Origin of the sequence: Streptomyces sp. NPDC051104 (genome assembly GCF_040682835.1) — a bacterium.
Lineage (GTDB): Bacteria > Actinomycetota > Actinomycetes > Streptomycetales > Streptomycetaceae > Streptomyces > Streptomyces cynarae.
On sequence record NZ_JBFBBS010000013.1, the window covers coordinates 39,661 to 61,629 of the forward strand.

The window sequence follows — 21,969 nt, forward strand, 5'->3', positions numbered from 1 at the left end:
CGTGCCTTAACGGCCTGGGGGTACCCCCAGGGGCGGCACGGGCGCGGCGCGCGGCACCCCGCCACCGCCGGGTCGCGGATGCCCCTCCGGGCACCCGCGCCTCCGGGTTCTGCCCAGCCAACCCCTGGGCGCCCCGCCTCCGGGCGCCGCAAACCTGGCCCAAGCGCTCCCGACGCGGGATGATCCCAGCATGGCGGTCACCGCACAGCCGACCCCCGCTGTCAGGATCGGCACCCCGCAGGGGAAATGGATCCTGCTGACAACGGTGCTCGGCTCCAGCATGGCCCTGCTGGACTCCACCGTCGTCAACGTCGCCCTCCCCCGCATCGGCCACGCCCTCGACGCGAGCCTCGCCGCCCTCCAGTGGACCGTCAACGCGTACATGCTCACGCTCGCCGGTCTCATCCTCCTCGGCGGCGCCCTCGGAGACCGCTACGGCCGCCGCAGGATCTTCGTCATCGGCGTCCTGTGGTTCGCCACCGCCTCCCTCCTCTGCGGCCTCGCCCCCACCTCCGAGATCCTCATCGTCGCCCGCGCCCTCCAGGGGGTCGGCGGCGCCCTCCTGACCCCCGGGTCGCTCGCCCTCATCCAGGCCACCTTCCACCCCGACGACCGCGGCAGGGCGGTCGGCCTGTGGTCCGGCTTCGGCGGCATCGGCGCCGCCGTCGGCCCGTTCCTCGGCGGCTGGCTGGTGACCGGCCCGGGCTGGCGCTGGGTCTTCCTCCTGAACGTCCCCCTGGCCCTCCTCTGCGCCCCCATCGCCGTACGCCACGTCCCGGAGTCCTCCGCCGGCGGCACCCACAGCCGCCGCTTCGACGCCCTCGGCGCCACCCTCGGCGCCCTCTCCCTCGCCCTGGTGACGTACGCCCTCATCGAGGCCCACGGCGGCTCGCTCCCGGTGGCCCTCACCGCGGTCGCGGGCCTCGCCGCAGGCGTCGCCTTCATCCACGTCGAACGGCACCGCCCCGACCCGATGATGCCGCTCGACATCTTCGCCTCCCGCCAGTTCACGGCGGTCAACCTGGTGACCCTCTGCGTCTACGCGGCCTTCGGCGGCTTCTTCTTCCTCACCGCGCTCCAGCTCCAGGTCGTCTCCGGCTACTCGCCCCTGCGGGCCGGGGTCGCCCTGCTGCCCACCACCGTCCTGATGCTCCTGTTCTCCTCCCGCTCCGGCGCCCTCGCCGAACGCATCGGCCCCCGCATCCCGCTCACCGTCGGCCCCCTGCTCTGCGCGGCCGGCATGCTGCTGATGCTGCGCGTCGGCAAGGGCGCCGCGTACGCCGCCGACGTCCTGCCCGCCGTGCTGGTCATGGGCGCGGGCATGGTCACCCTGGTCGCCCCGCTGACCGCCACCGTCCTCGCCTCGGTGGACACCGACCGGGCCGGCCTGGCCAGCGGCATCAACAACGCGGCGGCCCGCGCGGCCGGTCTGATCGCCGTGGCCGCGCTGCCCCTGCTCACCGGGATGGGCCCGGAGGCGTACCGCGTGCCGGACGCGTTCGAGGCCGCCTTCCGCCGGGCGATGCCGCTGTGCGCGGGCGTCCTGGTGGCGGGCGCGGCGCTCGCCTTCGCGACCGTACGCCGCCCGGCCCCGGAGTGCCGCCACCCCGAGTGCCGAATGCACTGCTCCGTGACCGCCCCACCGCTCGAGCCGCCGCGCGGTTCGGCGGATTCCGGGGCCGGTCCGGCCTCCTGAGCAGGTACCGAGGGCGCGCGACCTGCGGGCACGGCCCATGGCGCACACTGATCCCATGACCCTTCACGAGAACCTTCTCGGGGGCCCGCCCCCGACGCACCTCCCCGACGACCCGGAGCCGCGCGAGCTCCTCGCCGGCGGTACGGCGCCCGCCGAGGTCGCCGCCCGGTACCCCGCCTCCTCGCTCGCCTGGGCGCAGCTCGCCGACGACGCGTTCGAGCGGGGCGCGGTCGTCGAGTCGTACGCCTACGCCCGTACGGGCTACCACCGCGGCCTGGACGCCCTGCGCCGCAACGGCTGGAAGGGCCACGGACCCGTCCCCTGGGAGCACGAGCCCAACCGCGGGTTCCTGCGCGCCCTGCACGCCCTCGCACGGGCCGCGCACGGCATCGGCGAGCAGGAGGAGTACGAGCGCTGCTCGCAGTTCCTGAAGGACTCCTCCCCGACGGCGGCCCAGACCCTGGGCTAGGGCTAGGCCCTACGCCCCACGTGGCAGGCCCGCCTGTGACCAGGCGGGCCTTGCGGTGTCCGGGGGCATTGCGCAGGATGCCTGTGGGGACCGGGGCCCCCGTGCCGGCATCGGCAGGGGCGGACCGCTACCCGGAGTACATACAGGAGACAGCGATGTCCCAAAAGGCTCACCAGACTCCTCACTCCCCCGAGGCTCCTGAGCCCGAGACCCCGCATCTCGCCCCCAAGATCGATTGGAGCCGGGGCACGACTCCGTACGAGGACTACGTCCGGGCGGACGTGCTCACCCACCTCCAGCACACCCTCTCCGACGACCCCGGAGAGATGGTCTTCCTGGTCACGACCCAGGTGATGGAGCTGTGGTTCACCGTCATCGTCCACGAGTGGGAGACCGCGGCGCGCGCCCTGCGCGAGGACCGGGTGCCGGTGGCGATCGACGCGCTGAAGAGGTCCGTACGGGAGCTCCAGGCGCTGAACGCGTCCTGGCGGCCCCTGGCGCAGCTGACGCCCGCCCAGTTCAACTCCTACCGCTCCGCCCTCGGCGAGGGCTCCGGCTTCCAGTCGGCGATGTACCGCCGCATGGAGTTCCTGCTCGGCGACAAGTCCGCGTCCATGCTGGTCCCGCACCGCGGCGCCCCCCGCGTCCACGCCGAACTGGAGAAGGCGCTGCACGAGCCGTGCCTGTACGACGAGGTGCTGCGGCTCCTCGCCCGGCGCGGGCACGCCGTCCCGGACGCGGTGCTGCGGCGCGACGTCTCGCAGCGCTACGAGCCGTCGGAGGAGGTCGAGTCCGTCTGGGCGGCCGTCTACTCGGGGGACCCGGACGACGAACTCGCCCGGCTGGGCGAGGTGCTCACCGATGTCGCGGAACTGGTGTGGCGCTGGCGCAACGACCATCTCCTCGCCACCCGGCGCGCGATGGGCGCCAAGCCCGGCACGGGCGGCTCCGCCGGGGTGGCCTGGCTGGAGAAGCGGGCCCAGAAGAACGTGTTCCCCGAGCTGTGGACGGCGCGGTCCCATGTCTGAACCGTCGGAACTCGCCGTCAAGGCGGAGAAGCTGGACGCGGCCGACGAACTCGCCGCCAAGCGCTCGGAGTTCGTCCTCGACGACGTTGTCTATCTGGACGGCAACTCGCTGGGCGCGCTGCCCGCCGCCGTACCGGGCCGGATGGAGGACGTCGTCCGCAGGCAGTGGGGATCGCTGCGGATCCGGTCCTGGGACGAGAGCGGCTGGTGGACGGCGCCGGAGCGGATCGGAGACCGGATCGCCCCGCTGGTCGGCGCCGCGCCCGGGCAGATCGTGGTGGGCGACTCGACCAGTGTCAACGTCTTCAAGGCGCTGGTGGCGGCGGTGCGGATGGCCCGGGAGACGGACGCCGGCCGGGACGAGATCGTGGTCGACGCGACGACGTTCCCGACGGACGGGTACATCGCGGGATCGGCGGCGCGGATGACGGGCTGCACGCTGCGCCCGGTGACCCCGGCGGAGGTCCCCGGCGCGCTGTCCGGCCGTACGGCGGCCGTGCTGCTGAACCACGTCGACTACCGCACCGGCCGGCTGCACGACCTGCCCGCACTGACGGCCGCCGTGCACGCGGCGGGGGCGGTGGCGGTGTGGGACCTGTGCCACAGCGCGGGCGCGCTGCCCGTGGGCCTGGACGAACACGGGGTCGCCCTGGCGGTCGGCTGCACCTACAAGTACCTGAACGGGGGCCCCGGCTCACCGGCGTACCTGTATGTGCGGCGGGAGCTGCAGGACCGCTTCGACTCACCGCTGCCGGGCTGGAACTCGCACGCGGAACCCTTCGGCATGCGGAGCGACTACGAAGCGGCCCCCGGTGCCGTGCGCGGTCGCGTCGGCACCCCGGACATCCTGTCGATGCTCGCCCTGGAGGCGGCGCTGGAGGTGTGGGACGGCGTCTCGATCGACGCGGTCCGCGCCAAGTCGCTGGCCCTCACGGACTTCTTCCTCGAGTGCGTGACGGCCTACGTCCCGCCCGGCGCGGTCGAGTCCCTGACCCCCGTCGCGCACGAGGAGCGGGGCAGCCAGATCGCGCTGCGCTGTTCTCCCAAGCTCTCGGCTTCGCTCGAGCAGGGAGGTGCCCCCGTCGCGGGGGACGTGATGAAACGGCTGATCGCCGCCGGGGTGGTCGGTGACTTCCGGCCGCCGGACGTGCTGCGGTTCGGGTTCACGCCGCTGTACGTGGGGTTCGGGGACGTGGAGCGGGCGGCCCGGGTGCTGGCGGAGGTGGTGGCCTGACGGGCGGTTCACGGGGGGCGGGGCGGCCCGCCCCCACCCGGCCGCGAACCCCGTGGCCGGGGACCTTCCCCCACCCCCCACCGGGACGGCTCGGCAGAACCATTTGCTCCTCACCCAGAGTGACAACCCCGTGCTGACGCACGTCACCCGCCTGATACCGTCCCCGCCAGCGGCCGGTACTCTCCGGCCGCCGCGCACGAATCCCGTTCTGCCGCTGAGAGGTTGGAGCATGCCGGACGACGCCGCCCACCGCGATGCCGCCGAAGAGGCGTCCGCCTTCTCGCACCCGCCGGTGGACCCCGACTCCACCGCCGTCTACGGCGACCACCCCGACCAGGTGATCGACTTCTACACCCCGCGGCAGACCGAGCCGGCCGGGGCGGCGGGCGCCCCGGGACTCGCCCCCCTGGTCGTGCTCCTGCACGGCGGCGCGTGGCGTGCGCCGTACGACCGCCGGCACATCTCGCCGTTCGCGGACTTCCTGGCCCGCCGGGGCTTCGCCGTGGCGAGCGTCGAGTACCGCCGGGGCGCCCTCATCCCGTCCCAGGCCGACGGCTCCGCGGACGCGGAGTCCGGTGCGGGCGGCGGTACGGGGCCGGTGGCGGGCCGCTGGCCGGACACGTTCGACGACGTGGCGGCCGCGTTCGACGCGCTTCCCGGGCTGGTGCGCGAGGCGCTGCCGCAGGCCGATCCGCGCCGCACGGTGATCTCCGGGCACTCCGCGGGCGGCCACCTGGCGCTGTGGGCCGCGGCCAGGCACGTCCTGCCGCCGGACTGCCCGTGGCGCACGGACCGCCCCGCGCCGCTGCGCGGTGTCGTGGCGCTCGCCCCGATCGCGGACTTCCACGTCGCCGACAAGCTGGAGGTGTGCGGCGGCGCTGCGGTCCAGCTCCTCGGCGGCAGGGACCGGTTCGAGGAGCGCAGACCGTACGCGGATCCGGCGTTGCTGCTGCCCACCGGTATCGCCACGACGCTGGTCCAGGGCCGGACGGACGTCGTGGTCCCGCAGGCGGTCGCCGAGGCGTACGCGGAAGCGGCGGCGAAGGCCGGCGAGGTGGTCGGCCTCACGCTCCTGGAGGGCGTCGGCCACTTCCCCCTGATCGACCCGGCGGCGGACGCGTGCGCGGTGGTGGCCGAGGAGATCGCACAGCTGGCGTGGTAGCCGGGGCACCGCTCCTGGGTGGACCCGGTCATACCCGTGATACCTGAGAGCTACCTCCCAAGTGAGCTCCGCGGCATGACGCCGACGACGGGTGACGCTCCGTAACTTCCTTTCCGTGACTGCCCGATGAGCGGGGCAGCGGAAGGGGAGGACGTCACGGGTTCTCGGGGGAGGCGCCCGGCCGCGGTCGCGCACGCGGACGGACGGGACGGGAACGGGGGAGGCGACGAACGGCGGCGTCTTCGCCGGCGGCGCCTCGGCCGCGTCCGACGCCCCCCGCTTCGCCGTCCTCGTCCCGGTCGCCGTCGTCGTCCCCCTGCCCGGCCGCCGGGCGGCCCCGGATCCCGGCCCCGCCGCCGGCGGCGCTCGCCCCGCTCTCGGCGGCCACGCTCACCGGGGCGTACGAGGCGAACCGCGCGGATGCCGCCGAGGCGTCCCGCATGGCGGCCCACGGCGACCGGAGCCTGGCGGCGGTGGAGCGGACCCTGGCCTCCCCCGCCCGCGATCTGCTGGCCTTCGACGGCCGGGGCACGGGCCGGGTGACCGAGGTCTTCGGCGACCTGGCCACGGCGCGGCACAAGGACGCCTCCGCCGATCAGCTCGCCGAGGCGGAAGGGGTGGTGGCGGCGGGCGACGCCCTTCTCGCGCCCGGCATCACCCGGCGCCTGCTCGCCGAGTTCTCCCGGATGCACAGCAAGCCCCGGGCCCCGCTGAAGGAGCGCGTCGGCGACCTCACCGAGCGGGAGACGGAGGTCCTCGCCCTCATCGCCCAGGGCCTGTCGAACGCGGAGATCGCCGCGCCCCTCGTGGTCGCCGAGCAGACCGTGAAGACCCATGTGGGCCGCATCCTGGTGAAGCTGGGCCTGCGCGACCGCACCCAGGCGGCGGTGTTCGCGTACGAGGCGAGGCTGGTGACCCCGGGGTGAGCCGCCCTTCGGTGTGAGACCCCCCTGGTCAGCGGGCGTCCGCTCGGTTAGCGTCCGGGCATGGCAGCTCCTTCCGATCTCGCGTTCGACCCCTGGGACCCGGCGTTCGTGGCCGACCCGTACCCCGCCTACGCGGAGCTGCGTGCGCGGGACCGGGTGCACTGGTTCGAGCCCACCGGGCAGTGGCTGGTGCCGCACCACGCGGACGTGTCGGCGTTGCTGCGGGACAGGCGGCTGGGCCGGACGTACCAGCACCGGTTCGCGCACGAGGAATTCGGCCGGACCGCGCCGCCGCCCGAGCACGAGCCGTTCCACACGCTCAACGACCACGGCATGCTCGACCTGGAGCCGCCGGACCACACCCGCATCCGGCGCCTGGTGTCGAAGGCGTTCACGCCGCGGACCGTGGAGCAGCTGAAGCCGTATGTGCGGGACCTCGCCGGCGAGCTGGTGGCGCGGCTGGTGGAGGCGGGCGGCGGCGATCTGCTGACGGACGTCGCCGAGCCGCTACCGGTCGCGGTGATCGCCGAGATGCTGGGCATCCCTGAGGCGGACCGCGGACAGCTGCGCCCCTGGTCGGCGGACATCTGCGGGATGTACGAGCTCAACCCGTCCGAGGAGACGGCACGCAAGGCGGTGCGGGCGTCGGTCGAGTTCTCGGAGTACCTCCGGCAGCTGATCGCCGAGCGCCGCAAGGAGCCGGGGGAGGACCTGATCTCGGGGCTGATCGCCGCGTACGACGAGGGCGACCGGCTCACCGAGCAGGAGATGATCTCGACCTGTGTGCTGCTGCTGAACGCCGGACACGAGGCCACGGTCAACGCGACCGTGAACGGCTGGTGGGCGCTGTTCCGCCACCCGGAGCAGCTGGCGGCCCTGCGCGCGGACCACACACTCGTGCCCTCGGCGGTGGAGGAGCTGATGCGCTACGACACCCCGCTGCAGCTCTTCGAGCGCTGGGTGCTGGACGAGATCGAGATCGACGGCACGGTGATCCCGCGGGGCGCCGAGATCGCCATGCTGTTCGGCTCCGCCAACCATGACCCGGCCGTCTTCGACGCCCCCGAGAGGCTCGACCTGACCCGCGAGGACAACCCGCACATCTCCTTCAGCGCGGGCATCCACTACTGCATCGGCGCGCCCTTGGCCCGTATCGAGCTGGCGGCGTCCATGACGGCGCTGCTGCAGAAGGCCCCGACGCTGCGCCTCGCGGCGGAGCCGGAGCGGAAGCCGAACTTCGTGATCCGCGGCCTGCAGGGTCTGAGGGTGGAGGTCGACTGACCGAGGGTCTGAGGGTGGAGGTCGACTGACCGAGGGTCTGAGGGTGGAGGTCGGCTGACCGCCCCCTCAGGCCGTCAGGGCTCACCCCGAAGCTCCCCCGCCCATGCCGGCAACGTGAGCCCCCACGCGCCCTGCCGCACCACCCACGTCCGCGTCCGCACCGGCCCCGACACCACCGCATCGGCGCGATACCGGAAATCGGCCCCCGACACCGTCACCCGGCGCCCCACCGCCAGCAGCGGCGACGCCTCCGCGCCCACCGAGACCGGCCGTACCTCCACCTCGGCCACCCCCGGATCCCCCGGCGTCACCGACACACCCTCCACCGGCTGGTCCAGGTCCACCAGCGTCTCGCCGTCGACCTCCACCCGCAGCCGGGACGGCCCGGGCGCCGCCGGCCGCGGCGACGGCACCCGCGTCGGACGCGCCGCGAGCGTCCGTACCAGCGACTGACACGTCCGCAGCCACGGACGGCCCGAGCCCGGCGGGGAGGCCGGCACCGGATCGGCCCCCGCCCCCTCACGCGCCGGAACCGGAGGAATCCGCAGATCCCCGAGCACCACCCCGTCACTGTCGTCCACCAGCAGGTCCAGCCGCCGCTCCACGCCCTCCAGGACGGCCCGGGCCGCCGCCACCGCCCCCGCCGGCACCCCCAGCGACCGCGCCAGCGACTGCGCGGCGCCCACCGGCACCAGCGACAGGGCCGTCGTGTCCAGCTCGCGGCGCCGGTGCAGGAGCGTCACCGCCCGCAGCAGTGCCCGGTCGTCGCCCACCACCACCGGCCGCCGCGACCCCCGGCGGTCCAGCGCCCGGGCGAATTCCTCCGGCCCCTCCGGGAGACACACCTTGGTGGCCGCACCCGCGCTGAGCACGTCTTTCGCGATCCGTACCGACTCACCGTCGCTGTGACGGGCGACCGGGTCGATGACCACAAGGAGCAGGTCGGAAGTCGCCACCTCTGTCCTGCCTCGCTTCCTCGGGTAGCATCTCTGTGCAAGAGCCCCTTGCGCTATTGCGTCAGGGGCTTCGTCTATTCCGGGGCATCCGGTCCGACGGTTTGCGGCCAACGACGGTCGCGGTGCATGCGGCGGTGGACCCTCCGCGTACGCCCCCGACCCTGGACATGCCCCGCCCGGAAGGGGTGTACGCGCGTGCCCGCACTTGTGCTGCTCGGTGCTCAGTGGGGTGACGAAGGCAAGGGAAAGGCCACCGACCTGCTCGGTGGCTCGGTGGACTATGTCGTGCGCTACCAGGGCGGCAACAACGCCGGCCATACGGTGGTCGTAGGTGACCAGAAGTATGCGCTCCACCTCCTCCCCTCCGGAATCCTGTCGCCCGGATGTACGCCCGTCATCGGCAACGGCGTCGTCGTCGACCCGTCGGTCCTGCTCTCCGAGCTGAGCGGTCTGAACGAGCGCGGTGTCGACACCTCCAAGCTGCTGATCAGCGGCAACGCCCACGTCATCACGCCGTACAACGTCACCGTCGACAAGGTGACGGAACGCTTCCTCGGAAAGCGCAAGATCGGCACGACCGGCCGCGGCATCGGCCCGACCTACGCCGACAAGATCAACCGCGTCGGCATCCGGGTCCAGGACCTGTACGACGAGTCGATCCTGACCCAGAAGGTCGAGGCGGCCCTCGACGTCAAGAACCAGATCCTCACCAAGCTGTACAACCGGCGCGCGATCGCCGTCGGCCAGGTGGTCGAGGAGCTGCTGGGCTACGCCGAGAAGCTCGAACCGTACGTCGCCGACACGGTCCTGATCCTCAACCAGGCCCTGGAGGAGAACAAGGTCGTCCTGTTCGAGGGCGGCCAGGGCACGCTCCTGGACATCGACCACGGCACGTATCCGTTCGTGACGTCGTCGAACCCGACCGCGGGCGGTGCCTGCACCGGTGCCGGTGTCGGCCCGACGAAGATCGGCCGCGTCATCGGCATCCTCAAGGCCTACACGACCCGTGTCGGCTCGGGTCCGTTCCCGACCGAGCTGTTCGACGAGGACGGCGAGGCGCTGCGCCGCATCGGCGGTGAGCGGGGCGTGACGACGGGCCGCGACCGCCGCTGCGGCTGGTTCGACGCGGTGATCGCCCGCTACGCGACCCGGGTCAACGGCCTGACCGACTTCTTCCTCACCAAGCTCGACGTGCTCACCGGCTGGGAGCAGATCCCGGTCTGCGTCGCGTACGAGATCGACGGCAAGCGGGTCGAGGAGCTCCCGTACTCCCAGACGGACTTCCACCACGCGAAGCCGGTCTACGAGATGCTGCCCGGCTGGCAGGAGGACATCACGAAGGCCAAGACCTTCGCGGACCTCCCGAAGAACGCCCAGAACTACGTCAAGGCGCTGGAGGAGATGTCCGGCGCCCCGATCTCTGCGATCGGCGTGGGCCCGGGCCGTGACGAGACCATCGAGATCAACTCGTTCCTGTAAGTCCCTTACGTCCCCGTCCAGTTGGGCCGGTCATGGACATCCTTGACCGGCCCATGGGCTGCTCCTGGTTCCGCGCGGAAGGAGGGACCGGAACTATCTACGCGGGTAGTGCCGTCCCTCTCCGCTCTCCATTCCCAGGAGCCTTGTATGCCCGTCAGTCCCATGAACCGACGCGAGTTCATGCAGAAGTCGGCCGTCACCTCGGCGGCGGTCGCCGTCGCGGGAGCGGTCGGCAGCGGTACGGCCGAGGCTGCCGACCAGGAGCCCGAGAAGACGCCGCGCACCTGGTCCTTCTCCGTCCTCGGCACCACCGACCTGCACAGCCACGTCTTCGACTGGGACTATTACAAGGACGCCGCCTACAGCGACAAGGCCGGCAACTCCGTCGGTGTCGCGCGTGTCGCCACGCTCATCAAGCAGCAGCGCGAGGCGAAGGGCGAGGACCGGGTGCTGCTCGTGGACGCCGGCGACATCATCCAGGGCACCTCGCTGGCCTACTACTTCGCCCGCGTCGACCCGATCACCGGCACCGACGGCACGAAGGGTCCCAAGCACCCCATGGCCGTCGCCATGAACCACATGCGCTACGACGCCGCCGCGCTCGGCAACCACGAGTTCAACTACGGCATCGACGTCCTGCGGAAGTTCGAGAGCCAGTGCCACTTCCCGCTGCTCGGCGCCAACGCCCTCGATGCCAAGACCCTGCGGCCCGCCTTCCGCCCGTACACCGTGAAGTGCGTCCGGGTCCCCGGCGCACCCGACATCAAGGTCGGCATCCTCGGGCTCACCAACCCCGGGATCGCGCTGTGGGACAAGGACAACGTCAGCGGGAAGATGGTGTTCCCGGGGCTCGTCGAGCAGGCGAAGAAGTACGTGCCGCGGCTGCGGGCGCTGGGCTGTGACGTGGTGTTCCTGACGGACCACTCGGGCCTGGACGGCTCGTCCTCGTACGGCGACGAACTCCCGTACGTGGAGAACGCGTCGAACCTGGTCGCCGAGCAGGTCCCGGGCATCGACGCGATCCTGGTCGGCCACACCCACGTCGAGGTCCCCTCCTACACAGTGAAGAACGAGGAGACCGGCGAGGAGGTCCTGCTCTCCGAGCCGTACTGCTGGGGCTACCGCCTGAGCGTCTTCGACTTCGAGCTCGAACTCCACCACGGCCGGTGGAAGGTGACGAGCAAGACGGCCCGGACCCTCAACCCCAACACGGTGGACGAGGACCCGGAGATCAAGCGGCTCCTGGAGGCCGACCACGAGCTGGTGGTGAAGTACGTCAACACCCCCGTCGGCACCTGCACGGCGGACCTGTTGGCGGCGGAGTCCTGCTGGAAGGACGTCCCCATCATGGACTTCATCCACCAGGTGCAGATGGCGACGGTCGCCTCCGGGCTGTCCTCCGCCGACGCCGCGCTCCCGCTGATCTCGGTCGCCGCGCCCTTCAGCCGGACCGCGGACATCCCCGCGGGGAACGTGACGATCAAGGACATCGCCGGGCTCTACATCTACGACAACACCCTCTACGGCAAGAAGCTGACCGGTGCCCAGCTCAAGGACTACCTGGAGTACGCGGCGAAGTACTACCACCAGGTCCCGTCCGGCACGAAGGTCGACACCGCGACCCTCACCAACGCCGACAACTTCTGGGACTACATGTACGACACCGCCGCCGGGGTCGACTACGAGATCGACATCGCGCAGCCCGAGGGCTCGCGCATCAAGAACCTCTCCTACAGGGGCGCGCCGGTCGCCGACGACCAGGTCTTCGTCGTCGCCGTCAACAACTACCGCGCCAACGGCGGCTCCGGCTACCCGCACATCGCCTCCGCCGGCATCGCCTACAGCTCCACCAACGAGATCCGCCAGCTGATGATCGACTACGTGACGTCCAAGGGCACCCTCGACCCGGCGGACTTCGCGGTCACCAACTGGCGGCTGACGCAGGACGGCACGCCGGTGTTCTAGGCCGTGCCGAGCAAGGTGCCGGTCCGCTCCGCGAGGAACTCCTCCCAGGTCCGGGTGCCCTTGTCGGCGCCCTCGAGGGTCAGGTCGGCCCCGGACCGGTAGGCACGGCCGGCCTTGCCGGGCATGCGGACCGGGAGCATCGGGCGGTGCTTGCCGCGTGCCGTGAGGTAGCTGCGCAGCAGGTCCGCGAGGTCGTACACCGCCGGTCCGGCCAGGTCGGGGACCAGGCCGGCCGGTTCGCCGAGCGTCAGCTCCACGAGCCGGGCGGCCACCTCGCGCGCGTCGACCGGCTGCAGCCGCATCCCGCCCGGCACCGGGATCACCGGCAGCTTGGCCGTCTTCTCGGCCATGAGCAGCGCCAGGTCGTCAGGTCCGGGGCGGTCAGCGCCATGGTCCTGGTGGCGAGGTGCTCGCGCAGGAGACGCGCCGCGCGCACCACGACGCGGACGGCGAGGCACCGCGGCGGCGGCAGCGGACCGGGTGCCTCGCGGGCCACCTGCAGCAGACGTTGCAGCTCGGCCAGCGTGGCGTCCCGGATCAGGACCCGATGGCCGGCCCAGTTCCGGTAGAGGTAGGAGCGGTTGCAGCGGGCCAGGCGGGCGATGTGCGTCACGCCGATGCGCCGGGGGCCGTACTGGGCCAGCGCGTCCAGGGTCGCGCGGTACACCGTGCCCGTCCCGGGCTGCCGGACGGAGGAGGTCGATCGGCTCACGTCCGGCAGCACGGCAAGGGCGGGGGTGGTACCTGGCTGGAAAAGCGCGACAGATCTGGAGAAAGTGATGCGGGTTTTCCGGCTATTGAGTGAAGGGGGCGGGCGTCCCTCCGCTCAGCACCCGGTCGTCCAGGTGTGTGAGGCGCCCTGGTCGTTCGCGGCGGCGTTGTAGCCGACCTCCTGGCCCGGGGCCAGGCAGATCGTCACGTGGCCCAGCAGTTCCCGGGCGGAGTAGACCTTGACGTGGTCCTTGACGCCCGGGCCGGAGATGCCGTGGTTCGCCCACGAGGAGTCGTGCCAGGCCATGTCCTGCTCCCACCAGTGGTCGTCACCGCTGTGCTCGATCTTCAGGCCCTGGAAGTTCGCTTCCGTCCACACGCAGAAGTTGCCGCTGCCGCAGGGCACGGCCTGCGCGGACGCCACTCGGCGATCTCGGCGCTGTGCCGGGAACGGACCTCGGCCAGGGAACGGTGGGTCTGCTCGGCCTCGGGCTGAAGGTTGTTCACGATCACCGACGTGCGGAACCACCGGCGCTGGTCGCCGTAGAGCCGCTGCTGGGCCGCCGCGAGGCAGCCGTCGGTATGGGCGCGGACCACGTAGCCCGTGGGCAGGCGGAGCGACAGTTCCGCCTCGCCCGAACCGAACAGGGTGTCGGAGAGGCGCCGTTGCTCGACGGACGAGGGCGTCGGCTGCCCCGGACGGGGCGGGCTCAGGCCCTGGCGGGCGAGACAGTCGTCGGTGAGCTTCTGGGTGGCGGCCTTGATGACGTCGTCGGGGGAGGGGCTGGGTGGTGCGTTCCTCATCGCTGTACAGGCGGTGAGGAGTAGTCCGGGGGCGAGAAGTGCGGCAACAGCCTTCGTGGGCGGACGCATCTGGAGCATCAGCCCGGCCGGCACCCCATCGTGCTGTCACTGACCCCGTCGAACTTCGTCGCCCACTCCCAGTTGTTGGAGTAGTCGTCGGGGTGGATCGCGCGGTACAGGCAGCCGCCGGGCTGGTAGCTGATCGCGTACACGGTCACGGAGGCATGCGAGTCGAAGGAGGACGCGTGCCGCTTCACCCGGGAGTCCGCCTCCCGGTACCCCGGCGGCGCGTAGTCCCAGGCGCCGCCGGACCCCATCTGGTTCGGGTCCGGCCAGAAGTACACATGCCCGGGAGGCACGGCGACAGCGTGCGCGGGCGGCGCGGCGGCCGGTCCGAGGGCCGCCAACAGGGCAGAGGCGATGAGGAGGTGACGCATGGCCCGGGCATGCCCTCGGGCCACCGCCCGTATGCGGCACGTGTGTCCGGTTCACCCCTTCCGGGGGATCAAGGGGTACGGGCGCCCTTGAGGAACGCGCCCCATGCGCCGGGGGAGGCCGTGAGGATGGGGCCGGTGGGGTTCTTGGAGTCGCGGATATGGATGGCGGCCATGTCCCCGTCGGGTGCCTCGTAGGCGACTTCGACGCAGTTGCCGCCGCCGCCGTCGCTGTAGCTGGACTTGAACCACCGAAGGGTGCCGCTGCCGGTCATCGTTCTTCTCCTGCCAACCTCTCGATGAAGTCCAGCGAGTCGTCGGGACTCAGGGCCTGTGCGCGGATCTTCGCATAGCGGTGCGCCAGTTGGGACACTTCCGGGGGATCGCTGATCAGAATGCCCTGGTCCTCGATCTCCATGTAGACGACGTGCTCGTGCTCCTTGGTCTCCACGAGCTTCATCGCGCCACGGTCGCCCGCGTGCGTGCCGCGCAGTCCGCGGTCCATCGGGAGCACCTGCACGCAGACATTGTCCCTCCGGGCGTCCCCGGCGAGCGAACGCAATTGCCCGCGCAGCACCTCCCAAGAGCCGAACGGCCGCTTCAGTACGCCCTCTTCAAGGATCAGCTCGACCATGGGGGCCGGGTCCCGCTCGAAGAGCGCCCGGCGGGCCAGGCGCGCCTCGACTAGTTCCTCCCGCTTCTGCTCGGCGACCGGAGGATAACTACCACCGATCAGCGCCCGCGCGTACTCCTCCGTCTGGAACAGGCCGTCCACGACCAGCGTCTCGTACGAGCAGATCGTGACCGCCCCGGCCTCCAACTCGGAGAAGCCCCGGAAGCGTGCCGGGTACTTCTCCAGCAGCATCCACCTGCGTGCCTTCTCGAAGACGCCCAACCCTCCGCCGAGCGCCTCCTCCAACTTGGCGAGCATCTTGTCGCTCGCAGGCTGCGCACACGTCTCCATCGCGCTGACCGCCGACCCGGTGTACCCGATCTTCTTCCCCAACTCCTCCTGCGACAGCTGCTGCTGCTCGCGCAGCGCCTTCGCCAGGGCGGCGACCAGGTGCGCCGTCCCGCTCGCCTCCACCTTGTTCACAGCCCGTGCCATTGCGGTCACCCCCGAACTCAACCGAACTCAACCGGTCGCAAGTCGCTCGTGCCGGTTTCCGACCGTTGCTACTGGTCGACACAGAGTTATGGAAGACGCTAGCCCCGCCTGCCGAAACTGGCCGCATGAATACGCAAAGCGACCTGGACTGGATCCCCTCCACGGGCATCCAACTCCGCAAGGCCGGCGTCCGGTTCGACGCCCTCCGGCTCGACGGCGACCGGGGCCGCGCCCTCGCCGACCGTCTCGCCCGGATGACCGGCGGAGCCCCAGGACCCGTCATCGAGGAGGACAACGGAAGACGTGCCGTCTACTTCCTCGTCCCGGTCGGCAGCACGTCCCACCGCTCCTGGCCCGACGGAGTCACACGCCTCACCGCCGGCCCGAACCGCATCTCGTACATCCCGATCCCGGCCCTTGACGGCCTGACCTGGCCCCTGAGCTGGCGCTACCGGCCGACGGGATCCGGCGACCTCGTCCACACGCTGCTCCTGCGAACCGCCCTTCACTCCCCGGAGTGAAATACGCGAACAGCCGCCCCGGAAAAGCCAGTTCCAGCTTGCATTCGTTGCTCTGCGTGCCCATAGAGTCGCGCCAACAGGCCAAGCAAGAAGAACGCCCCCGCGGTGCGCCAACACCCGGGGGCTCGACACCAGGAGCGGCAGCTCCACCAGGAAGGCTGGCGCTCCCAATGCGCATTCATCGTACGACGCCCACGCGCGCCTTTTCCGTCTTCTCCAACGCTCTTCTCCGCGACCGGAGCATCTCCTGGTGCGCGGTAGGCGTACTGACGTACCTATTGAGCCTGCCGAACGACGCCCGCGTCACCATCCGCACGCTTGCCGAGCAGCGGAAGGAGGGGCGGGCGCGGATCGCCGCCGCCCTGCATGAGCTGGAGGAATCCCGGTATCTGCGGCGGGTGGTGCACAAGAGTCGTGCGACGGGCCAACTCTTCACCGTCTACGAGGTGTTCGACACTCCGTACGAGGACGAGCCACCCTCGGGTGAATCGGAGGAATCCCAGAACCTGGCCTCCGGTGAGTCGGACATCATGGAATCGGACGCGCTCCCTTCGGGAGAAAAGACCAGGGAAGAAGAACCTCCCGCCCCGCCGCCGCCCCCGCCCGCCGCTCCGAGCGAGCGCACCGCGCTCGCCGCCAAGCTGCTCGGCTCGCTCGGCCGCACACACCCCCGGCTGACGCTCGGCGCCGCAGACGCGCTGCGGCTCGCGCCGCTGGTGGAGGAGTGGTGGGACGCGGGGGCGACCAGCGCCCAGGTGCGGGCGGCCCTGACGGACGGGCTGCCACCCCGCGTGTACTCGCCGCGCGCCCTCATCGAGAACCGACTGCGGCGCAAGCGCCCGATGCCGCCGACGCCCGGACCTGTCACGACCGTTGAGGTCGAGTTGCGCACACCCGGCGCGTCCGCCTACCGGGAGGCCGCCCGGCGAGGCGGCGCGCTGGCATGGGCGCTGCTGCGGGCCCGGGCCGCACCCGCGTAGGCGCACAGACTCCCGGCCGCACGCCCGTGCCGCCGGGTCCACCAACAGAAAGGGATGCGATGACCGCATTGCTTGAACGTACCGAGGCGGTATACCGACGGTATACTGCCGTCATGGCTGACACCACCGTCAAGGTCGACCCTGCTGTCCGTGACCGGCTCATGGTGCTCGCCCGCGAGCGCGGGATGACCATGCGCGACCTGATCGCCGAGTTGGCGGGGGCCACGCCCACGAAGGAAGAACTGCGGAAGCGGTACGAGGAGACCAAGGCGTACTGCGAGACGCACTTCGGTGTGACGCTCACGGACGAGGACCACGACAGGATGGAGAAGGTCTGGCAGGACCTTGAGGCCGGCCGGCCCGTGGACAGCCTGTGAGCGGGACGAGGGCGGGGTCGACGGGGGTCGTGTTCGACGAGTCGGCCCTGCTGGCGCTGGGGTCGGGGAACTCGCTCGCCTCGCAGTTCGTCGCGAACACCGAACACGGACCCACCCGGCACGTGTTCATACCGGCGCTCTGCTTGGCCGCCGCCGATGGGATGCGCAAGGGACTGGCCGAGCACATCGGGGCGCTGCCCGCCGTCGAGATCGTCGAGCTGGACTTCGCGGCGGCCTCCACCGTGGGCGCGCTGCTGCGCGACGGGGTGGAGTGGCGGCTGGGCCACGCGGTTCACCTGTCCCGCCCGACGCCGGACTGGCCGGACGGACGTCACGTCCTGACCGTCGAACCCGGTCTGTACGCGGACATGCCCCTTGTCCGGACCATCCGGCTGCCGCGTCAGCGGTGACCATCGGCCGGGTAGGGGGCGCCCACCGGGAGCCCTCTCCCCGGCCTCAGCTGAAGACGATCATCGACCCCTGCGCCAGGCTCCGCGTGGCCGCCGCGTGCAGGCCCAGCCACACATGGCGTTCGCGGGCGAACGGGCTCGGGTCGTACGGGGCCGGAAGCGCGGGTTCCTCCAGGGACGTGGGGGCCAGCGGCGGGTCCGGGGCGGCCGGGGGGTTCGCCGGGTCGATGCCGATGGACGGGGCCACGAACTCCAGCTCCCGCAGCAGCGCCTGCGCCGAGCCCAACGGGCCGCCGCCCGCCAGGAGTTCGTCGTTCGACAGGGGCTGCGGGAAGTCCACCGGGACGTAGGCGCCGGCGTGGTCGTAGTGCCACACCAGATGCGACTGCTGGGCCGTCGACTCGAACATCTCCAGGAGCTGCTCGTAGTCGCCGCCCAGCTCGTCCACCGGTGTCACGGCGAGGCCGCAAACCTGGAGCAGATAGGCACGGCGCAGGAAGTGCAGCGCGTCGTAGTCGAATCCCGCGACCGGGGCCACCTCGCCGGTCAGGCCCGGCATGTACTGGTACACCGGCACCGGCGGCAGTCCGGCCTCCCCCAGCACCGTGTCGTAGAGGGCGAGTTCCTCGGCGAACGGGTTGTCGGGGGTGTGGCACAACACGTCGACGAGCGGGACCAGCCACAGGTCACAGGCCAACAGTAAGCTCCTCGGGTTATCGGTGTGGTGCAGGAAGCGTAATGGGCGTACGGGCGGCCGGTCGCGCTCAGTCGTGCAAGCCGTGCAGGTCCCATACCCACACCCCGCCCACCCACTTACCGGTCCGCCCCACCAGCTTGTCCACGGTCTCACGCAACGGGTCCTGGGACTCCTGCGGTGGCAGCACCAGCACCCCCGCCTTCCAGTCCGCGAAGTCGGCGCGGGCCTGCGCCCGCCAGTTGTCCCCGACGGTCGGCCTCACGCCGGTGAAGCTGATGGCCGGAGGTGGCGAGGACACCCAGGCGCAGGGCGTGGCCCTTGGCGCGGTTGCGGTCGCCGATGACGAGCCGCACCCGCTCCTCGCCGGCGCCGGCGGTGGTGACGACGTCCCGGGTGCCGTCGGTGGACCCGTCGTCGACCACGACGACCTCCCACGACCCCAAGCGGCCCTCGTCGTCGCGCAGATACGCGGTGATCGCCTCGAGCGTGGGCCCCAGCCGCTCCTCCTCGTTGTAGGCGGGGACGACGACGGACAGGTCGGTGCAGATGGCCGGCATGTCCTCTAAGAGCGCCCGGCAGTAGGCGTTTTGTGGGGGACCTGCCGGTGATCGTCTGATGTGTGTGAGCGGCCGGTTCGCCGACAGGTTCGGTTACTGAGGCGTCACGGATCGGGGCATGTCTGTGCAGCTTGCGCTTTCCGTTGCGTCAACTCCTACGGTCGCTCCTGTGGCCGGACAGCCGGCCCGGCGAGGAAAGGTGCGGCCATGGCCTGGTCGATTGCGGATGTGGCCCGGATGTCCGGGGTGACGTCCCGGACCCTGCGTCACTACGACGAGATCGGATTGCTTGTTCCCGCGTACATCGGCAGCAACGGCCACCGCTACTACGAACAGGCCGGACTGCTGCGACTGCAGCAGATCCTGCTGATGCGGGAACTGGGCCTGGGGCTGCGCGAGATCGCGGCGGTCCTGGAGCGCCAGGTCGACCAGGTGGCCGCGCTGCGCGAGCACCAGCGCAGGCTGCTGGCCGAGCGGAACCGCCTCGACGTGCTCGCCCGCACGGTCGCCCGCACCATCGCCGAACTTGAGCAGGACGAGGAGACACCCGACATGGGAAAGATCAGCAGGCCGGAGAACCTGTTCACTGGCTTCGACACCGCCCGCTACGAGTCGCCCGCCCGCACGCAGTGGCCCGACCAGGCGCAGCAGTCGTCGCAGTTCGCGGCCACGCTCAGCGAGGCGGAGATGGAGCGGCTGCAGGGTGAGGCGACCGCGGCCATGGTCCGCATGGCCGAGTTCATGCAGGCCGCCACGCCGGTGACCGACCCCGCCGTGCAGGCCGAGGTCGACTCCCATTACCAAGGCATCGACCGGATGTGGACCCCGGACGCGGCCGCGTTCAAGGCCCTGGGGCAGAACTACGTCGACGACGCGCAGTGGCGCGCGACCTACGACCAGGTCGCCGCCGGGCTGGCCGAGTACCAGCGGGACGCCATGGTCGCCTACGCCGACGCCCGGCTGAGCTGACCTGTCACCGGTTGCTGGGGCTGCAGACCCGGCAACCTGGCGCACCTTCCACCCCGCTCCCCACGTTCACCCGCTCCCATCTCCTGGCGGCGCCTCCCGTACGGTGCGGCACCGCCCTGCCCCTGGAGTACCCGCTGTGATCCCCGCCCACTGGCCCCGCCACCACCGCCGTGAGGACAACGAACTCCTCGGCTACCTGCGCCCCGTTGAAGACGTCCTGGGCCAGTTTGTCCCGGTCACCCTCTTCGGCCACCCGCTGAGCGGACCGGGCGGCGAGGACCATGCCCGCCAGTGCCTGGACCGCGCAGGACTGGACTACCTGGCCCAGGACTGGCTGCTGTCTCTGCCCGGCCGCCCGGATCTCATCGCCGTTCAGATCGTCGAGGCCGCCCCGCAGCAGCTTCGGGTCAAGAACATCGACTACGGCTACCCGGACGCGGACATCGGCCACATCTTCGTCCTCGACGTCCCCACCACCGGACAGCTCCACCCGCGCTGATCCCGTGCCCTGCAGCCCCGGCTGCGACAGCGGATCCCATCGGACGGTCGACAGAGCAAGCCCAGTGGCGCCACTACGACCGTGGACACCTCTCCCGGAGATCGCGTGCCCGTCCTGCCGTCTAGCTTGCTCGAACCCCTGTGGGACCAGTTCGCGGCCCTGCTGCCCGAGCACTTCGACACCCACCCGCTGGGCTGTCACAACCCGCGCATCCCCGACCGGATCGTCTTCGAGCACGTGATTGCCGCCCTGGTGCACGGCTCCGGTTACGAACGGATCGCCAGCCCCGGCTGTTCGGATCGCACCATCCGGCGCCGCGTCAACTACTGGTCCCAGCTGGGCATTGCCCAGAAGATCCACGCGCTCGCCCTGGAAGCGCACGACCGCATGATCGGCCTGGAACTGGGCGAGCTGTCCGTGGACGGCTGCATTACCAAGGCCCCCTGCGGCGGGGAGGCCGCCGGGCGCTCGCCGGTGGACCGGGGCAAGCAGGGCCTGAAGCGCTCGGTGGCCACCGACGCGCGCGGCGTCCCGCTCGGCATCGTGGCGGCCGGTGCCAACCGCCACGACTCTCCGCTGCTGGCGCCCACCCTGCAAGCCGCAAAAGAGCAGGTCGGCGAGCTACCCGAGCAGGTCAACGTGAATCTGGACCGCGGCTACGACAGCGACAAGACCCGCGCCGCCCTGGCGGAGCTCGGCTTCACCGGCGAGATTGCCCGCAAGGGCCTTCCCGCCCCGATCCAGGCCGGCAAGCGCTGGGTGGTTGAACGCGGTCACGCATGGATGAACGGCTTTGGCAAGCTGCGGCGCTGCACCGAGAAGCGCAGCCGCGTCGTGGACTTCTACCTCTACCTGTCCGCCGCGATCGTCACCCTGCGTATGCTGATCCGCCGCGCAACCCCGCTCTACCGCTGGGACGGCCGCCCCACGACCAAGCGCCTCAAGTGACGTCTACTGCCGGGCGCTCTAAGACGTCCGCGGCCTGCGCCGTGCTCAACCAGTGGCCGGCCGCTCGAGCAGTTCGAGGGAGTGCGCGTTGTACGCGGCGACCACGGCGTGCGCGGCGGCCGGGTCGCGGCGGGCGAGGGCGTCGACGAGTTCCGTGTGCCCGGACCACAGCCGGCCCTTCAGATCGGTGACCCGGCGCAGGTGCTGCACCACGCACACCCAGGACTGCACGCGCAACCGGTGCAGGAAGTCGGCGAGGTAGGGGTTGGCGTACAGGGCGCTCAGCTCGCGCCAGAAGCGCAGGTCGTAGCCGATGAGGATGTTCAGGTCGCCGGCGGTGGCGGCGCGCTCGGCCTCCTCGCCGCGGCGGCGCACCGCGGCGAGGGCGGCGCTGCGGCGCGGATCGTCCGCGGCGGACCTGCGGTGGCGTGTGCCGGCGCCGTCCTCGATGAGGCGGTGGAAGATGCCGTCGGTGACCAGGCTGCGGGCCTCGATCATGCCGCGGTAGTCGTCCGGGGAGTAGGCGCGGACCTCGAAACCCCGGTGCTGGACGGCGTCCAGGAGACCCTGCGCCGACAGGTCGACCAGTGCCTCGCGGACAGGGGTCGCGGAGACGCCGTACTGCTCGGCGATCTCCTTCACCGTGAACTCCTGCCCCGGCTGCAACCGGCCGGCCAGCACCTCGTCGCGGAGCGCGTCCGCGATCTGCTGCCGCAGGGTGCTACGAGTGACGGCGCCGTTGCCGGGCATCGTTGTCT

The 21,969-nt window shown here is 71.4% G+C and carries 25 protein-coding genes and 2 pseudogenes; 16 read left to right on the forward strand and 11 right to left on the reverse strand.

The window, feature by feature from the left end; translation table 11 throughout:
* The first annotated feature begins 190 nt into the window (after positions 1 to 190).
* The 7 genes and pseudogenes from AB0N14_RS19970 (at position 191) to AB0N14_RS20000 (ending at position 7,796) form a co-directional block, all read left to right on the forward strand.
* On the forward strand, positions 191 to 1,696 hold the full coding sequence (locus AB0N14_RS19970; RefSeq protein ID WP_366027010.1) for an MFS transporter: 1,506 nt from the start codon (positions 191 to 193) through the stop codon (positions 1,694 to 1,696).
* Positions 1,697 to 1,751: 55 nt separating this feature from the next.
* Positions 1,752 to 2,165 carry a DUF3151 domain-containing protein gene (locus AB0N14_RS19975; protein WP_366027011.1) on the forward strand — a complete coding sequence of 138 codons (414 nt, stop codon included), beginning with the start codon at positions 1,752 to 1,754 and terminating at the stop codon, positions 2,163 to 2,165.
* A 155-nt stretch (positions 2,166 to 2,320) separates the two neighbouring features.
* Entirely contained in the window at positions 2,321 to 3,193 is an 873-nt protein-coding gene (locus AB0N14_RS19980; RefSeq protein ID WP_366027012.1) for a tryptophan 2,3-dioxygenase family protein, read from the forward strand.
* Positions 3,186 to 4,427 carry a kynureninase gene (kynU, locus tag AB0N14_RS19985; RefSeq protein WP_366027013.1) on the forward strand — a complete coding sequence of 414 codons (1,242 nt, stop codon included), beginning with the start codon at positions 3,186 to 3,188 and terminating at the stop codon, positions 4,425 to 4,427. The genes AB0N14_RS19980 and kynU overlap by 8 nt, the downstream gene beginning before the upstream one ends.
* 229 nt (positions 4,428 to 4,656) lie before the next feature.
* Positions 4,657 to 5,589: an alpha/beta hydrolase gene (locus AB0N14_RS19990; protein ID WP_366027014.1), complete on the forward strand. Its 933-nt coding sequence runs from the start codon at positions 4,657 to 4,659 to the stop codon at positions 5,587 to 5,589.
* A 578-nt stretch (positions 5,590 to 6,167) separates the two neighbouring features.
* Positions 6,168 to 6,515: pseudogene (locus AB0N14_RS19995) on the forward strand (response regulator transcription factor); the annotation flags it as partial.
* Positions 6,516 to 6,575: 60 nt separating this feature from the next.
* Complete coding sequence (locus tag AB0N14_RS20000) at positions 6,576 to 7,796, forward strand: cytochrome P450 (protein ID WP_366027015.1); 1,221 nt, start codon at positions 6,576 to 6,578, stop codon at positions 7,794 to 7,796.
* A 74-nt stretch (positions 7,797 to 7,870) separates the two neighbouring features.
* On the opposite strand, the gene AB0N14_RS20005 is transcribed toward AB0N14_RS20000, so the two are convergent.
* A complete protein-coding gene (locus tag AB0N14_RS20005; RefSeq protein WP_366027016.1) occupies positions 7,871 to 8,752 on the reverse strand; it encodes a diacylglycerol kinase family protein in 882 nt (293 codons plus the stop codon).
* A 195-nt stretch (positions 8,753 to 8,947) separates the two neighbouring features.
* On the opposite strand from AB0N14_RS20005, the gene AB0N14_RS20010 reads away from it, so the two are divergent.
* Together AB0N14_RS20010 and AB0N14_RS20015 are read left to right on the forward strand one after the other, a co-directional pair.
* Complete coding sequence (locus tag AB0N14_RS20010) at positions 8,948 to 10,231, forward strand: adenylosuccinate synthase (RefSeq protein WP_366027017.1); 1,284 nt, start codon at positions 8,948 to 8,950, stop codon at positions 10,229 to 10,231.
* Positions 10,232 to 10,378: 147 nt separating this feature from the next.
* On the forward strand, positions 10,379 to 12,196 hold the full coding sequence (locus AB0N14_RS20015; RefSeq protein WP_366027018.1) for a 5'-nucleotidase C-terminal domain-containing protein: 1,818 nt from the start codon (positions 10,379 to 10,381) through the stop codon (positions 12,194 to 12,196).
* On the opposite strand, the pseudogene AB0N14_RS20020 reads toward AB0N14_RS20015, so the two are convergent.
* From AB0N14_RS20020 to AB0N14_RS20050, 7 genes and pseudogenes are all read right to left on the reverse strand, one after another.
* Positions 12,193 to 12,561, reverse strand: a pseudogene (locus AB0N14_RS20020) (NAD-dependent epimerase/dehydratase family protein); the annotation flags it as partial. The gene AB0N14_RS20015 and the pseudogene AB0N14_RS20020 overlap by 4 nt on opposite strands.
* The gene (locus AB0N14_RS20025; RefSeq protein ID WP_366027019.1) at positions 12,516 to 12,908 is read right to left on the reverse strand and encodes a hypothetical protein; all 393 of its coding nucleotides are present in this window, start codon (positions 12,906 to 12,908) and stop codon (positions 12,516 to 12,518) included. The gene AB0N14_RS20025 and the pseudogene AB0N14_RS20020, both read right to left, overlap by 46 nt.
* Before the next feature lie 114 nt (positions 12,909 to 13,022).
* Positions 13,023 to 13,331, reverse strand: a complete 309-nt coding sequence (locus AB0N14_RS20030; protein WP_366027020.1) for a peptidase inhibitor family I36 protein — start codon at positions 13,329 to 13,331, stop codon at positions 13,023 to 13,025.
* Positions 13,256 to 13,711, reverse strand: coding sequence for a hypothetical protein (locus tag AB0N14_RS20035; protein ID WP_366027021.1), 456 nt, complete (start codon positions 13,709 to 13,711; stop codon positions 13,256 to 13,258). The genes AB0N14_RS20030 and AB0N14_RS20035 overlap by 76 nt, the downstream gene beginning before the upstream one ends.
* A gap of 77 nt (positions 13,712 to 13,788) precedes the next feature.
* Positions 13,789 to 14,148: a hypothetical protein gene (locus tag AB0N14_RS20040; protein ID WP_366027022.1), complete on the reverse strand. Its 360-nt coding sequence runs from the start codon at positions 14,146 to 14,148 to the stop codon at positions 13,789 to 13,791.
* 68 nt (positions 14,149 to 14,216) lie between these two features.
* The gene (locus tag AB0N14_RS20045) at positions 14,217 to 14,420 is read right to left on the reverse strand and encodes a DUF397 domain-containing protein (RefSeq protein WP_366027023.1); all 204 of its coding nucleotides are present in this window, start codon (positions 14,418 to 14,420) and stop codon (positions 14,217 to 14,219) included.
* Positions 14,417 to 15,253, reverse strand: a complete 837-nt coding sequence (locus AB0N14_RS20050; RefSeq protein WP_366027024.1) for a helix-turn-helix transcriptional regulator — start codon at positions 15,251 to 15,253, stop codon at positions 14,417 to 14,419. The genes AB0N14_RS20045 and AB0N14_RS20050 overlap by 4 nt, the downstream gene beginning before the upstream one ends.
* A gap of 125 nt (positions 15,254 to 15,378) precedes the next feature.
* On the opposite strand from AB0N14_RS20050, the gene AB0N14_RS20055 reads away from it, so the two are divergent.
* The 4 genes from AB0N14_RS20055 to AB0N14_RS20070 all read left to right on the forward strand — a co-directional run bounded on the left by AB0N14_RS20055 (position 15,379) and on the right by AB0N14_RS20070 (position 17,541).
* Positions 15,379 to 15,774: a hypothetical protein gene (locus AB0N14_RS20055; RefSeq protein WP_366027025.1), complete on the forward strand. Its 396-nt coding sequence runs from the start codon at positions 15,379 to 15,381 to the stop codon at positions 15,772 to 15,774.
* A 170-nt stretch (positions 15,775 to 15,944) separates the two neighbouring features.
* On the forward strand, positions 15,945 to 16,754 hold the full coding sequence (locus AB0N14_RS20060; protein WP_366027026.1) for a hypothetical protein: 810 nt from the start codon (positions 15,945 to 15,947) through the stop codon (positions 16,752 to 16,754).
* 113 nt (positions 16,755 to 16,867) lie between these two features.
* Positions 16,868 to 17,131, forward strand: a complete 264-nt coding sequence (locus tag AB0N14_RS20065; RefSeq protein WP_366027027.1) for a hypothetical protein — start codon at positions 16,868 to 16,870, stop codon at positions 17,129 to 17,131.
* Complete coding sequence (locus tag AB0N14_RS20070) at positions 17,128 to 17,541, forward strand: hypothetical protein (RefSeq protein ID WP_366027028.1); 414 nt, start codon at positions 17,128 to 17,130, stop codon at positions 17,539 to 17,541. Before AB0N14_RS20065 ends, AB0N14_RS20070 begins: the two co-directional genes overlap by 4 nt.
* 46 nt (positions 17,542 to 17,587) lie before the next feature.
* Here AB0N14_RS20070 and AB0N14_RS20075 read toward each other — a convergent pair whose 3' ends face one another.
* Both AB0N14_RS20075 and AB0N14_RS20080 read right to left on the reverse strand, forming a co-directional pair.
* Positions 17,588 to 18,238, reverse strand: coding sequence for a hypothetical protein (locus tag AB0N14_RS20075; RefSeq protein ID WP_366027029.1), 651 nt, complete (start codon positions 18,236 to 18,238; stop codon positions 17,588 to 17,590).
* A 149-nt stretch (positions 18,239 to 18,387) separates the two neighbouring features.
* A complete protein-coding gene (locus AB0N14_RS20080; RefSeq protein ID WP_366027030.1) occupies positions 18,388 to 18,795 on the reverse strand; it encodes a glycosyltransferase in 408 nt (135 codons plus the stop codon).
* Between the two features lie 207 nt (positions 18,796 to 19,002).
* Here AB0N14_RS20080 and AB0N14_RS20085 point away from each other — a divergent pair, with 207 nt between their 5' ends.
* From AB0N14_RS20085 to AB0N14_RS20095, 3 genes are all read left to right on the forward strand, one after another.
* Positions 19,003 to 19,764: a MerR family transcriptional regulator gene (locus AB0N14_RS20085; protein ID WP_366027031.1), complete on the forward strand. Its 762-nt coding sequence runs from the start codon at positions 19,003 to 19,005 to the stop codon at positions 19,762 to 19,764.
* A gap of 136 nt (positions 19,765 to 19,900) precedes the next feature.
* Positions 19,901 to 20,263 carry a hypothetical protein gene (locus tag AB0N14_RS20090; protein ID WP_366027032.1) on the forward strand — a complete coding sequence of 121 codons (363 nt, stop codon included), beginning with the start codon at positions 19,901 to 19,903 and terminating at the stop codon, positions 20,261 to 20,263.
* Positions 20,264 to 20,368: 105 nt separating this feature from the next.
* Complete coding sequence (locus tag AB0N14_RS20095; protein ID WP_366027033.1) at positions 20,369 to 21,211, forward strand: IS5 family transposase; 843 nt, start codon at positions 20,369 to 20,371, stop codon at positions 21,209 to 21,211.
* A gap of 45 nt (positions 21,212 to 21,256) precedes the next feature.
* Here AB0N14_RS20095 and AB0N14_RS20100 read toward each other — a convergent pair whose 3' ends face one another.
* Positions 21,257 to 21,961, reverse strand: a complete 705-nt coding sequence (locus AB0N14_RS20100) for a GntR family transcriptional regulator (RefSeq protein ID WP_366027034.1) — start codon at positions 21,959 to 21,961, stop codon at positions 21,257 to 21,259.
* Positions 21,962 to 21,969 lie beyond the last annotated feature (8 nt).